General features: G+C 42.1%; 10 protein-coding genes. 4 read left to right on the forward strand and 6 right to left on the reverse strand.

Annotated features, from left to right (window positions below):
- Positions 1 to 90 precede the first annotated feature (90 nt).
- Entirely contained in the window at positions 91 to 1,260 is a 1,170-nt protein-coding gene (locus M9194_RS00860; RefSeq protein ID WP_250610358.1) for a glycoside hydrolase family 3 N-terminal domain-containing protein, read from the forward strand.
- Between the two features lie 61 nt (positions 1,261 to 1,321).
- Here the strand turns inward: M9194_RS00860 and M9194_RS00865 are convergent, their stop codons facing one another.
- Positions 1,322 to 2,956 (reverse strand): peptide ABC transporter substrate-binding protein, encoded by a 1,635-nt coding sequence (locus tag M9194_RS00865; RefSeq protein ID WP_250610359.1) that lies wholly within the window; start codon positions 2,954 to 2,956, stop codon positions 1,322 to 1,324.
- Between the two features lie 382 nt (positions 2,957 to 3,338).
- Positions 3,339 to 3,851 carry a hypothetical protein gene (locus tag M9194_RS00870; protein ID WP_250610360.1) on the reverse strand — a complete coding sequence of 171 codons (513 nt, stop codon included), beginning with the start codon at positions 3,849 to 3,851 and terminating at the stop codon, positions 3,339 to 3,341.
- A gap of 230 nt (positions 3,852 to 4,081) precedes the next feature.
- On the opposite strand from M9194_RS00870, the gene M9194_RS00875 reads away from it, so the two are divergent.
- Positions 4,082 to 4,645 carry a YceI family protein gene (locus M9194_RS00875; protein WP_250610361.1) on the forward strand — a complete coding sequence of 188 codons (564 nt, stop codon included), beginning with the start codon at positions 4,082 to 4,084 and terminating at the stop codon, positions 4,643 to 4,645.
- A gap of 87 nt (positions 4,646 to 4,732) precedes the next feature.
- Here M9194_RS00875 and M9194_RS00880 read toward each other — a convergent pair whose 3' ends face one another.
- Complete coding sequence (locus tag M9194_RS00880) at positions 4,733 to 5,554, reverse strand: substrate-binding periplasmic protein (RefSeq protein WP_250610362.1); 822 nt, start codon at positions 5,552 to 5,554, stop codon at positions 4,733 to 4,735.
- Positions 5,555 to 6,058: 504 nt separating this feature from the next.
- On the opposite strand from M9194_RS00880, the gene M9194_RS00885 reads away from it, so the two are divergent.
- Entirely contained in the window at positions 6,059 to 6,847 is a 789-nt protein-coding gene (locus tag M9194_RS00885) for a BUD32 family EKC/KEOPS complex subunit (protein WP_250610363.1), read from the forward strand.
- 365 nt (positions 6,848 to 7,212) lie between these two features.
- On the opposite strand, the gene rarD is transcribed toward M9194_RS00885, so the two are convergent.
- Both rarD and M9194_RS00895 read right to left on the reverse strand, forming a co-directional pair.
- Positions 7,213 to 8,103: an EamA family transporter RarD gene (gene rarD, locus M9194_RS00890; protein WP_250610364.1), complete on the reverse strand. Its 891-nt coding sequence runs from the start codon at positions 8,101 to 8,103 to the stop codon at positions 7,213 to 7,215.
- 428 nt (positions 8,104 to 8,531) lie between these two features.
- A complete protein-coding gene (locus M9194_RS00895) occupies positions 8,532 to 9,683 on the reverse strand; it encodes an ABC transporter substrate-binding protein (protein WP_250610365.1) in 1,152 nt (383 codons plus the stop codon).
- Positions 9,684 to 9,996: 313 nt separating this feature from the next.
- Here M9194_RS00895 and M9194_RS00900 point away from each other — a divergent pair, with 313 nt between their 5' ends.
- Positions 9,997 to 11,058, forward strand: a complete 1,062-nt coding sequence (locus M9194_RS00900; RefSeq protein ID WP_250610366.1) for an HDOD domain-containing protein — start codon at positions 9,997 to 9,999, stop codon at positions 11,056 to 11,058.
- 7 nt (positions 11,059 to 11,065) lie between these two features.
- On the opposite strand, the gene M9194_RS00905 is transcribed toward M9194_RS00900, so the two are convergent.
- Positions 11,066 to 13,426, reverse strand: coding sequence for a Lon protease family protein (locus M9194_RS00905; protein WP_250610367.1), 2,361 nt, complete (start codon positions 13,424 to 13,426; stop codon positions 11,066 to 11,068).
- Positions 13,427 to 13,557: the final 131 nt, after the last annotated feature.

Genomic DNA, 13,557 nt, shown 5'->3' on the forward strand with positions numbered 1-13,557 from the left:
AATTGCTGACATTTCTCTTACTTAGAACCAATATAACTTGTGCTGTCTTTTTCATGGTTTCTTTCTTTGCGAGAGTAAGAGGTATTTTCAATGGGGCATTCAACACCCAAACTCAGCTTCACTACACTAAAAGTTTCACTTTTATTCAGCGCGCTTTTTTCCATCAGCGCACCCAGCTTAGCGTCTTCTACACCATCGTTAAAAACTCAGATTGGGCAAATGTTGATGGTAGGCTTCGATGGAATATCCATCAATAGCCACTCTCCTATAGTTGAAGAGATGCCAAAATACGGCTACGGTGGCGTCATTCTATTTGATCACCAAGATGGTAAAACAAGAAACATCGCCAGCCCCAGCCAACTTCGCACGCTGACTCATGATTTACAGCAACAGGCGAAGCAGAATCAACTCCCACCATTATTTATCGCAACCGATCAAGAAGGTGGCCTTATCTCTAACCTAAAAGCGAAGAAAGGATTTCGATTTTTCTCAAATTTCAGCGAACAACAGCTAGGAACCACCAACTTCCCTCCTCTCACAAAATACCAAGCTTACACACAAGGGAAGCTTCTCAAAACGTCTGGTATCAACCTCGACTTTGCTCCTGTCGTCGACTTGAATATCAACCCTAATAATCCAGCGATTGGAAAACTCCAACGTAGCTTCGGTAAAGAAGTACCACGAGTGGTAACCATGGCTCAAGCGGCGATTACTGGGTATCATCACGCTGGAATTATGTGTACGTTAAAGCACTTCCCAGGCTTAGGTAGCGCTTCAAGTAACACCGATTTCAACTCGGTAGATGTCACCAAAACCTGGTCAAAAAAAGAGCTAATTCCATACAAAGATTTGCTCTCAACCCCACACCCATGCCAATTTGTTATGGTTACCCATCTTGTGAATAGGAAGCTCGACAATACAGGTCAACTTGCCAGCCTATCTTATCCAATTGTGACCGGATTACTGAGAGAACAACTACACTTCAAAGGGCTGATTATCACCGATAATATGGACGCTAAAGCGATCACCAATAAATATGAGATTAAAACTGCGATACAAAAAGCAGTTCTTGCCGGGAACAATATTATTTTGATTGGGGGCGCACAAGGCCACAGCCCTTATGCCGATGCAAAAATCGCATTTAATGCCATTTATGAACTGGCGAAATCATCTCCAACGGCACGAAAACAGATCGAGGAAAGCTATCAAAAAATCATGGCTGTTAAACAAGCCTATTTTGAGTCCAAAACTATTGACTAACCTCAAATATAGTCACCTCTTATGTGGAGGTGACTTTTCCGATACTAAACAAGAAGTCAAATCAACTTGATTGCTTAGCTTTTATATACAGGTTCTTGGTGTATATATAGTCTTGGGCATTGTGCATTGGGTAGCCACCAATCGAAGGAGACACCAAACGTGCTGTGACATATTGATATATCGGTGCTACCGGCATGTCACGAGCTAAAAGCTGTTCAGCTTGGTGGTAAAGTTTATTGCGTTCTGCGTCATTGGTGACCGTCATAGCTTTCGATATTAATGCATCATACTGGCTGTTATGATACTTAGAATCGTTTTCGGCGTTACTTGTCGTCATCAAGTTTAAGAACGTAGAAGGTTCGTTATAATCCCCAAACCATGATTGACGAGCAGCGATAAAGTCCCCTTGGCTTAACGTTTGCAGATAGGTCTTCCATTCCTGATTCACTAAAGTGACATGAACATCGAGCTCTTGTTTCAGCATCGCTTGAATGGCCGTGGCTATCTTCTTATTGTTGCCAGATGTATTGTATAACAAAGAGAAAGATAGAGGATGAGCCTTGTCATAACCTGCGGCTTTCAAAAACGCTTTCGCTTTTTCTACCCTCTCTTCTTGGCTCATTTTCTCCCAATTTGGGGTAATTGGTGTAAACCCTGCGACTATGTCAGGCGTTAAGTTGTAAGCAGGTATCTGCCCTTGCCCTAAGATGCTTTTGGTAATGATATCACGATCTATAGCATATGAGATTGCCTTACGAACTCGCACATCATTAAAAGGCTTTTTGGTGTTATTTAACCCGTAATAATAAACGGCTAAGCTTCCTGTTGTTTTAACGTCTTGAGGGTGTTCTTTTTGCAATCGCTTAAACTGATCAATAGGCATGGAATACGTCATTTGTTCTTCGCCCGCCAAAAAGCGATTCATGGCCGACGTTTGTTCCGTGTCAGACACATAGGTGACCTTGTTGATGACAGTGTTCTTGTTATTCCAGTAATACGGGTTGCGCTTCAATACTATGCGCCCACCAACTACTCGTTTCTCTAGTTCGTAAGCCCCATTTGACACCATATGGCTTGGTTGCGTCCATTTATCACCCCATTTCTTTATAGCAGGAGGATAAACCGGCATCATGACACTGTTCACCAACATTTTGACAAAGTAAGGTAGTGGTGAAGCCAGAGTAATTTCGAGAGTATGAGCGTTTAAGGCTTTCACGCCTAATGTATCTTTATCTTTTTTCCCATCAATAATTTCGGAAGCATTGGCGATGTTGCTTTCTTCCAGATACCAAGAATACGGTGAGGCTGTTGCAGGATCCACGGCTCGCCGTAGCGAAAAAACAAAATCCTGAGCCGTTACAGGTTTACCATTGGACCACTTTGCATTTTTTCTTAAATGGAATATATAGGTTTTGTTGTCTTTTGTTTCCCAACTCGATGCAACGCCAGGTATGGTATTGCCGTTGGCATCTAACGTGACCAGCCCTTCAAAAAGATCATTGGCCACATTGGCTCCCGGTATGCCTTCGATCAAATCCGGGTCAAGCGTAGCGGGCTCTGCACGATTGCCACGCACTAGCTCTTGAACTTTAGCAAGCTTGGTTCCCGCTGGCACTTCTGCCGCCCAAGATGATGTTGACGCTACGACAGCACCTGCACCCAATAATATACATGATGCGATCTTTTTCTTGTACATGCTCTAACTCCCATATATGAGTACTGCGTCCTTGCATGTGTAATTTTGCACATTCACGTTTGCTCATTCAGAGCAAACTATGTCCGTATGTCCTAGTATGTTTATGTTGTGTTTTATATATGTCGCTCAGTTGTAAACAATAACCGAATTGGTTCGGTAACTTCCGTGAATCAGTAGACTATTTTATACATACTGTTTGACAGGGAGTTGAGAGCAATTAGCGAGCCAAACCAAAAGCCGCTCCAAGATTTATGCTAAGAAAAACACTCATCATTATGATTATTAATGATATTTAATCCATTACTTAAGCTAAACAAGCATCGTCGCTCTCATGGTGCAGCACCATTTTGGTGCACATTGACTGAGAATGAAGCTGGTTAGTTTATTCTGGGTAACCTAGGACCACACTGTTTGGTTTTGTCGGAACGGGGGGAATTACTATGTATGGGTAGTTGTTAACCGCGTGGCAAGCGTTACACTGGCCAGCCATTATCGAGGTGGCTTGTTGCACTTTCGCCCATTGTTTAGATTCTATTGCCCTATACGCCACAGGAAAAACGGCCTGACTAAATTTTTGAGCGGTGGGCTCTCTCTTTGGCCTTGCATTTCCAACCCTGCTCATCATTTTCTCCATTGACTCTATTTGGTATTTGGCAAAATCCCATTTTTCTTGTTTGGCTGCCCAATAAAAGCTTTGGTATCGATAAGCAATCTCTGGCATCCAGTGATGCGTACCCGGGGTCACTTTCACCAACGCCTTTAGCTGTTCTTCAGGTGTTCCCGTTTTTCTCCAATCAGCGATATTTTTGGCACTTTCTGGGTTATTGGACGCATAGACTTGGGTAGACAATATACCCATTACCGCCATGGTTAGTATTGATATTTTCTTTAGCATAATCATCTCCGTATGACCTATTCTTGCCGCAAGAAAAAAGATAACAACCTAACAACATGGTGTTAATAAGAATAATTAAACGATGCCCGTAAATCATTTAATTTATGAATAGGCATTGGGTTTAAATATTGTGAAAAGTTACACAAACGATAGTTTAAAATATTGTTAACGTACCAGGACTTAAAGGATTACGTAATATAACCAAGTTACCTCAATAGGGAGATTACACGATGAAGAAGTTGCTTTCATTCATAGGCCTTGCTGCGGCGCTCGTTTCTACTAGCTCTTTTTCCAGTGATAAGTATCAGTTGGACCCGAAGCTCTCATCAATAAATTTTGCGACAATAAAAAAGCAGTACATCGTCGAATCTGCAACGATTAACCAACTAGCGGGTACACTTGATGATAAAGGCACATTTCAAATCACTGTTGACCTAAATAGCGTACAAACTGGGGTTCCAATTAGAGATACTCGCCTCAAAGAGATGTTTTTTGAAACAGCCAAGTATCCAAGCGTGCAAATAGCCGGAAACATCAATCTGACTAAATCGCCAAAACAACTTAGTGTCCCAGCCAAGGTGACATGGTTCGGCAAAACGCTTCCAATAGATTTTCCAGTGGTGATCGTTGATGGTGATGACTATGTGATGGCAAGCTCCTATTCACCAGTCATCATAAACGCTGCAAGTTTTGGTATTCCTGCTGAAAACCTAGCAAAGTTATCCAATGCTGTGGGTGGCATTAAGATTTCAAATCAGGTGCCATTAAACTTCGTGCTGGTTTTCAAAAAGTAGTCCAAGCCAACAGAGCGCTAGAAAAGCGTCAACACAGCGCAGTGATGAGAAACTGACCATTCTAGGTTGCTCATCGCTCGCTCATCACTACTTGATAACATCGTATTTCGTGAATATTTCGTCCGTCAACGGAGGGGGAGAAATATTGAGTGGAAACAATTTTTTCTCTAAATAGCCATCTTTTGTGATCACTCTAAGCGCCGCTTGGTTAAACTTCCTCACCACCTCTACGTCTGTAGTGGCTTTGGGAAACACGACAAAATAGTGAATTTCCATATGCTTCCAAGCATACTTTAGCTTTTGCGCCTCAAACCGATTAGCACGAAAGTAGCCGACCGCTTTGTTGACGTAATAACCATCGATTCGATGTAGCTCTAGCATTTTAACCAGCTCTCCGGTCAAATCTTTGCTCGCATGAATATCGAATGGCGTTAAGCCATCTCGAACCATTTGTGTTCTCACTTCATCTAAACGATGGTACATATTGGTTTTGGGACCGAAAACACCTAAAGTCAGGCCTTGAAGATCGGCAGGACCATTAATCGCCTTATCATTATCACCCGAAATAAATAACCCATACTCAGTTTCCAGTAAGGGAACCGAATAATACAAATACTCTGCCCGTGCTTCGTTCCAACCATATGGAAATCCGCCATCGACTTCACCAGTGCGGACTAGGTGCTTAAGCCGTTTGTTCGGTAGCAAATCAAACTGGCATTTTTCATCCATTTCTTCACAAATATCTCGAACAATTTCAATCACCGGACCTCCAATGTCACCATTGGGCAATCTCATTGAAAACGGTGGAAGTTCAAGAGTGGAAATGGTTAGGGCATTAGCAGAACTCAATAAGCAACTTGAAATGATGATGGTCCCCAGTATCACCTTACTCATGCTACTCACAAACATATCGACGTTCTCCTTACCTTTGCTCTCTCAATTAGCATAGACGATATTTAGTCGTGTCGATGAACAGGGTAAATATGCACTAATGGTAGGGTATTATTCGAAATTAAGGCTAAATCTGTTCACTTTATTCAACAACGCCACAATATACGTTTAATTAACAATTAGTTCACAAAAGTAAAGTCTCAGATTAATAGACGATTCTCCATTGACTGAAGACATCAAAATCGGTAGGATTCGTTGCAAATAGGCTGTATTGAACAGTGTCCAAAATAAAATATCAGTGACAGGATTCATATTAGTAAGTAATGAATCAGCTTCGACTGACGAGTATAGTATCGCTTATTTTTGACACATTAATGACACTATCGATATAGCGTTAACTGGACCAAATAGACAGCTGCGTCAACGTATTCGCCAAAATGCTAACCAATTGGTTCGTAAAGTATTTATTGCTGTGTGCTTTTCCACGTTCAGAGCATATGGGCATCAGAAGAAAATAAGAATATGTCAGATATAAACACGTTAAAGGAGTCAGCGGACGAAATTGCGCTCAATAACACCGCCGGTGTTTACAAGCTTATTAAGGATAATACAACTTACTGGGTTAAAGTGTGTGGCGAAAATAAGTCGAATTTCGTGCGATACATTTCATCTCTAATAGCGAAAGTAGAATCGCTGTCTTTTTTAAAGACCAATGCGCTGCTCACTCCAGAAGATAGATTTGAGCATGAAAAACTCATTATTTCTCACCTTAAAGAGAAAGGTTTTCCTGTTCCAAATATTATTGATGAAAATGACGACTACTTCATTACCCTAGATGCGGGGACTCCATTTGAACAGGTTGATCCTAGTTTAATTAATGAACAGTTGATTGAGCAGTTGCTACTAATATTCTCAGTATTACACACCAATAATATTGCACACGGTAGACCTGCATTACGAGATATTCTCGTAAACGATGAAAACGAAGTTCAGCTCATCGATTTTGAGGAAGCCACATTAAAGGCAAACTCTAAATTGAAAGCACGCGATATCTTCTTGTTGCTGATGGATCTGCACCGAATCGAATCAATATCGCAAAGTGCCATAATCAGTGCCTTGTTCCTTTGGAAAGGGAAAGTGGATGATCAAGACTGGCAAGCACTTATCTCTATGGGTAACAGACTTCAGAAACTAGCCTTTGTAGGACGATTAATTTTGAAGTTTAAGCCAAGAAACAAGACCAGTATCCAAATATTGAAAGTGCTGGAGATCCTCAAAATTGCTCAAGCGCAATGTACGACTGAAGGCTGATTAGCTGTAGCTGAGTCACTATACAAAAAGTCCATAATGAAAGAGATTCATTATGGACTTTTTGTTTATGTGCGAACATTTGTTAAGGCAATTCAGAGTGCACAACTGGGGTGGTACTGGCTAGCCTATGAGGCTTCGGCCCATGATTTGGTGGTAAGTGACACCCTGCTAATGCAACCATAAGCACCGATACTAACACTATTATTTTAAAATTTTCGTTCATACCTCAGCCTCCCACTATTCCTTATTTACTATACCCAGCTCCTGAGTCTGTTTAGACACCGAAGTCTGAAAAAGTCTCAATTATTAATTGTTAATTCCTTAACTTTTTAGCAGAGCGCCATTCTATATCCTGAAAAACCAGTTTACCTCATGTACGATAACCGCTTTTTTATAAGTGGTTCCACAATGATAAATAATAAACCTATCCAAATGAATCCAAAGCTGACCGCTTTTACATAATCAAACGCTTCTCCAAAAACGATAACAGCAAGTAAAAACTGCAACGAAGGTTCAATGTATTGCATGAGGCCAATATTGGACATATCCGTCATCCTCATAGACATCGAATACAAAGCTAACGGCAAAATAGTCACTGGCGCTGCGCCCAGATACAGCATAGCAGTTCCCCAGCCTGATTCTGTGAATTCCAAACCAGTATTGTGCTGTTTATACAGCAAAAACAACAATGCGAACGGCACTAAGGTCAACGCTTCGACAAACAAGCTTGTTTCCCAACTGTAGGATATTTTCTTTTTGAACCAACTATAGATAGTGAAACAAACTGCCATGCTTAATGCCAGATAAGGCACATGACCGAACAAGACGAGTTGATACATGACGCCTACGATAGCAAAGGCAACCGCCAAAAACTTACCAAGGGAAATAGGCTCGCGATAAGCAAAATAACCTAAGGCCACCATAGTTATTGGGCTAATGAAAAAGGCCAAACTTGCCTGCAAAACATGTTCATTGGTAATTGCCCAAGTAAAGGTATACCAAGAGACACAGTAAATCAGACTCGCTAAAAAGGCATACCACAACGATCTCTTATCAGCGATAATTTGTTTGATATTCGGCCAACTACCACGAAGTAGCAGCGTTAGTAGTGCCAACAAAGGGACTGAGGCAATAATCCTAACGGCCAACATTTCTTCAGTTGAAGCGTTGGGTAAGAATTGGTAGTACAGTGGGGTTAATCCCCACGCAACAAATGAAAGAGCAGCTAATATGTTGCCAAAGCGTACTGTATTCATGGGTGACCTACATTTAATAGCGTATTACAACGAGACTCAAGCACCTAATAGAAATAGGCTCGAATTGCTTGAAGTGGTTCGGGTATATTAAACAAGGTGTGATAGTCGAGATAAATTGAGGTTTTGTCAACCAAATATCTATGTATATACCCAAGTTATCTCAAGATGCAGGATTCAGAGCGATGTGAGTGGCCCAATTTAAGGAAAAGGTCTGCAGGAATGGCCATCCATTTCAAAGGCCTTTGACGCGAAAGTGGGCCACTCACATCGCTCCCAAAGGGCGAGTAGATAAGGCTTCACTGCGTTGTTAGGGATGCTCGACGTAGAATGACTATGCCTCGCACCCCTGCCTAGCATTGAAGCCTTATCTATCTCGCTGAAACTCACATCTTGAGGTAACTCGGGTATATAGTGTAAAGAAAACACCACTATTGGGCAGAATTAAGTTGATTCAGTATATTTTTTAAAGAAAAGTCGTAGATCCGTAACTCTGGATTATGCGCTTTTGAGAACCGTTTAAAATCGATGCCGCTGAAATCGCCCTTACCAAAATACTTGATGTACTCAGCCACATTGTCATCAGTTAGCATTGAAAATTTCGATTGACCCAATACGTTTTGGATGGGGTACCCTCGGTGGTAATCATGAACCATGACAATCCCCCAGCCACCATCCATAAAATGACCACCAACCGTAGATGAAAGAGTTCCTTTATTAACCTCATCAACAGCCACAGCTGCCCAGTCGATACCCCCCACTAACACATCTTTATTCGGCACTTTCCCCATACCAACAATGGCTTCTGCAGCCCCTAAGGCCATCCCGTCACTGGCATTCCAAATTACACTGAGTTTAGGCGTTTGTTTGAGCACTTGCTCAGCAATAAACTTCGCTTTATCTTTCTCCCAATAGCCGTAAGCAAGTTTGACTATTTTTACATTTGGGTATTCCGACACAGCGCGGCGAAGGCCTTCAATTCGAAGCTCAGATGTGGTTTTTCTCGTGCCCCCAATGCCTGCGATATAAAGCGTGCCATCTTTATCAGTTAACCCTTCCGCAAGCGCTTTATCGATAAGGTTCTTAGCAAGTATATAGCCTGCTTGTATTTCATCTGGCACATATTCGGCGATCCAGTTAGGGTATTTACTCTCGGGAAAGCCATATTTTTCCCTATCCTCAGCGAGCAAACCACCATTAAACATAAACACTTTTACACCTTGTTGGTTCGCTCTAGGAATCACATCCAACATGTTCTTTTTAATATTAATCAAAAATATATAGTCAGGGAGCTTATCTCGAAGCAGGACTTTTAACGCTTCGTTCTTACTTAAAATATGATTCCTTGAACCATAAATAACTTCTAAGTGAATACCCAAGTCTTCAGCGGATGCTCGCATAAATCGATCGACCAATCGATAGAATGGATCCTCCTTTGAACCTGGGTTAATGAAGACCACATGAGGAGAGGCAGTTTGTTGGTCGGCGTCAACTTGATTCGATAGGGCTGGGAAGCTGACTAAAGCCATGACGATAGCCAGCCACATTGGCATTTTGGCTACATATTGATTAACGACACCCATTTGCTATCCCTTGCAAAAACACCAACAATCCCATCACTGTAACTAGTATAGGTGACCATCAGGGGAAAGTATGAATTGTCAACATACCACTGTCTCTAGAAGCCAGCCGAGCAATCGCGTTGTTATTTGAACGACAAAGAGTGGGAGCAAACCCTAAACTTGTTTGTAAGGCGATATCGAATTCTTTCGCTTACCTGACTTTGCTTCTATAGTAATCAGAAGTGAAAAAGATGCTAAGACCACTGCAGTAGCAGTTAAACCTCTCGGGATCAATTCAAGATAATTGTGATCATCAGCATGTAAAGGCGAGTAAATGTTTAAAAAAGTCTTGGACGCTTTATTTAACGCTTCCTCAGATTCAGAAAAAAAACAGTTCCACAATATCGCGCCAACTCAATTTCAGCGGCAATCAATATCGCCCTTAGACGATATTGTCATGAACGCGCATGATACGGCCTTCCTTGATCACCTATTTGGTGAGTCGTCACTTGATTCCGATACCGATCCATTCAGTGACTATATTTCTGGCCTACTTGAGCGAATTTTGGTTTCACCAGAAACCATTCTCAATGAGTTGCCCGTAATGCCCGCATCAGTGACAACTCTGATTACTGAACTTCAGAATGAAGAGTTTAACATTGATGCTTTGCTTGAAGTCATCGAGTCTGAGCCTTGCATGGCCGCGGATGTGATTAAGCTAGCAAACAGCTCACGCTACAGTCGCAGCGATAGGCAGGTCGCGGATCTCAAAAAGGCCTTTATGAATATCGGAGCTCAGGGGCTTATCGAAGGTGTTATTAACGCCTATATTCAAAACTTTACCCCTTCATTTAACCTTTACTGGCGTCATTTGGGAGAAAATATCTGGAAACACAGCCTCCAGACTGCCGAATTTTCTAAACAATTGGTCAAAGATACGGATTTAGAGCATGAAGAAGCTATCGCTTACTTCATCGGTTTAATTCGAAATTTGGGGAGAATGGTCATCTTCCAACTCATGCTTGAAGCTTTCCGTCATGTCGACCCTAATGCCAGCCACAATTCAAGTGAATTTAAAAAGCTCATTCACAAATATGACACTATAGTCACCCTTTCCATTGCTCGCTTCTGGAAATTACCTGAAACCGTACTCGTCGCACTGGCTTTTCAAACCTCCCAGTCATCAAAAAGTACACCTCTTGGTGTCGTGGTTCAGGAAGCGAACTATTTAAGTGAACTAAAGTGCGTGTTATTCGAAAAGTCTATTGATATAGAGACTCTAAAACAACAAAGTGAACTCATGTTGAGTAGCGCCAATGCTCGTCAAATTGCTTCGATATTATTTGACGAGGAAAGAAAAGAGCCAGATAAACTGGCCCTTGTTTCTAAAAAATAACACAGGATTATTTTCGCAACGCGTTCAACTTGGCCTGGGCAATGCCAAAAAGGGTATCCGTCGGATACGTCCCCTCTTCGCTCGGCACACCAGCCTTCAAACCGGTAAATATCTCGATCGCCTCAGTGACATGATCAATGGCCCAAATATGGAATTCGCCTTTTTCTACCGCTTTGACGATATCAGAGCGCAACATCAAGTTATGCATATTTGACCGAGGAACAATGACGCCTTGTTCGTGAGTGCGTCCTTTTATCTTACAGACATCATAAAAGCCTTCGATTTTCTCGTTCACCCCTCCAATGGGTTGCGACTCACCAAACTGGTTCATCGAACCGGTGATGGCGATATCTTGTCGATTTGGCTGTTTGGAAAAGGCCGATACGACGGCACAGAACTCCGCCATACTCGCACTATCACCATCAACGCCACCATAAGATTGCTCAAACGTGATCGTAGTAGTAAGTGGCACTTTTGCCGTTTTACCAAATACCGAAGATAAGTAAGCCGTGAGTATCATCACCCCTTTAGAGTGAATGCTGCCGCCTAAATCTACGCTACGCTCAATGTCTATGACTTCGCCGTCACCATAAGAAGTGGTTGCCGTGATGCGATTCGGCAAGCCAAACATATGGTCACTGGTACTTAACACAGATAGAGCGTTGACCTGGCCTACTGCCCACCCTTCAGTGTGGAGCAAGGTTGTCCCATTTATAAACGACTCCATGACATTATCCTGGAGGCGGCTTACTCTCATTTCTTGATTGCTTAACGCTTCTTGTACATGATTCAGGCGAATCATGTTTGAGTTGGCTTGGCGTGCTACGTAGTTTGACTCACGTAACAAGATCGAAATATGCGCCGAGTGAAGTGAAAGCTTATTTCGGTCGCTCGCAATTCTAGAGCTGTGTTCGATTATGCGTGCAATCGCCTTACGATCGCAATGCAACATGTTGTTATCATGAACAATACTGGAAATAAACCGAGCATAATGCAACTCTGAATCCGCCGTTCTTGGCATGTCTTCTTCGAAATCAGCGGTAACACGAAATAGCTCGCTAAATTCAGAATCATAATGCTGAAGTAGCTGGTAGGTTCGATAATCTCCAAACAAGATAATCTTTACATCTAATGGTATGTGTTCTGGGTCCAGTGACACTGCGCCCGTTAGAGTAAGCTCTTTCTCTAGAGAGGTAAAACTCAACTGGCGAGAGCGTAACGCCCTTTTTAACCCATCCCATACATAAGGTTGTTCCAGCACTTTAATGGCGTCCATAAGTAAAACACCGCCGTTGGCTTTGTGTAAACTTCCTGGACGGATTAATGAGAAATCCGTAAACACCGTACCTTTATATGTGGCGGTCTCAATGGAACCAAATAGAGTGTGATAATTTGGGTTGTTTTCAACCACTATAGGTAGGTCTTGATTTTCACGGCTTACCAGTACGTTAACTTTGTAACGACGTGGTACTTTTTTGTCTAGTGATGCTGTAGCGACTTCTCCTTGTTCAGTCCCTTCATCCAAGAAGATATCAGCATTATCTACGATGTCTTTTTGCAGTTCGGTTAAATAGGATTTGATTTCAGAATAAGACGAGTAGTCCGATTTCAACTGCTTGATAAAGTGGGTAATGACATCAAGTGTTACTTCATTATTGAGCTTCTTGATTTTTTCGCTGTAGGCTTCTTCCCATTCCGTTAACTGGCGGACCATACCGCGTAAATTAATTTCCAGCTCATCGATAGTGTCGCCAAAATACTCCTGTTCTTTCTTCGACAGAACATCAAAGCTCTCTTCGGTATGCGGTTCTTCACCATTCATCGCGACAAATTGGTAATCACCCTGAGTGGTCAACGTTAAACTGATGCCTTTTTCTTTCGCTTCCTTACTGATGTGATCTAGCTCAGCTTGCTGCTTGTTAGCCAATTGGTTTTTTAGCTTCTCGGCACGGGAGTAGTACATTTCATTATCGAAGGCCAAAGGAATCGCGTTCACCAATTTGGTCATCAATTTTTCTATGTCTTGCTTAAGTTGGCTACCAACACCACATGGAAGCTTCAATACACGCGGCGTTCTCATATCACTGAAATTCGCCACGTAACACCAATCGTATAAATTGTCATGGTCGTGCTTGTGTCGGTTCAGGTAACGTAGAATCATCGTACGCTTGCCTAGACCATTTTGCCCTATCGCGTAGATATTGTAGCCTTTCTCCTTGATAGACATGGCAAACTCTACTGCCTTCTGGGCTCTTTCCTGTCCAACAATCTCATCGATAGGAGCCAGTTCCTTGGTCGATTTACACGGCAACTTTTCAAGTTCTGCACTATGATAGAGTTGCTCTGAACTCAATCTTTGTATCGCCATTCCCACCTCCATTCATTTATAATTTTCCTACGACTTTTCAAGTGTATACGTAATTTGTAATCTTTTAAGTGATTTGACGCGAAATCGGGCCTAAGTGGGCAAATATCGTACGATTCATACCGTTGCAGTTG

This window comes from Vibrio sinus, from assembly GCF_023634645.1.
Lineage (GTDB): Bacteria > Pseudomonadota > Gammaproteobacteria > Enterobacterales > Vibrionaceae > Vibrio > Vibrio sinus.

Excerpts from the sequence above, each read along its gene's own strand:
- M9194_RS00860 (WP_250610358.1), top strand. The coding sequence starts at position 91 with ATGGGGCATTCAACACCCAAACTCAGCTTCACTACACTAAAAGTTTCA.
- M9194_RS00865 (WP_250610359.1), bottom strand. The coding sequence starts at position 2,956 with ATGTACAAGAAAAAGATCGCATCATGTATATTATTGGGTGCAGGTGCT.
- M9194_RS00870 (WP_250610360.1), bottom strand. The coding sequence starts at position 3,851 with ATGCTAAAGAAAATATCAATACTAACCATGGCGGTAATGGGTATATTG.
- M9194_RS00875 (WP_250610361.1), top strand. The coding sequence starts at position 4,082 with ATGAAGAAGTTGCTTTCATTCATAGGCCTTGCTGCGGCGCTCGTTTCT.
- M9194_RS00880 (WP_250610362.1), bottom strand. The coding sequence starts at position 5,554 with ATGTTTGTGAGTAGCATGAGTAAGGTGATACTGGGGACCATCATCATT.
- M9194_RS00885 (WP_250610363.1), top strand. The coding sequence starts at position 6,059 with ATGTCAGATATAAACACGTTAAAGGAGTCAGCGGACGAAATTGCGCTC.
- rarD (WP_250610364.1), bottom strand. The coding sequence starts at position 8,103 with ATGAATACAGTACGCTTTGGCAACATATTAGCTGCTCTTTCATTTGTT.
- M9194_RS00895 (WP_250610365.1), bottom strand. The coding sequence starts at position 9,683 with ATGGGTGTCGTTAATCAATATGTAGCCAAAATGCCAATGTGGCTGGCT.
- M9194_RS00900 (WP_250610366.1), top strand. The coding sequence starts at position 9,997 with ATGTTTAAAAAAGTCTTGGACGCTTTATTTAACGCTTCCTCAGATTCA.
- M9194_RS00905 (WP_250610367.1), bottom strand. The coding sequence starts at position 13,426 with ATGGCGATACAAAGATTGAGTTCAGAGCAACTCTATCATAGTGCAGAA.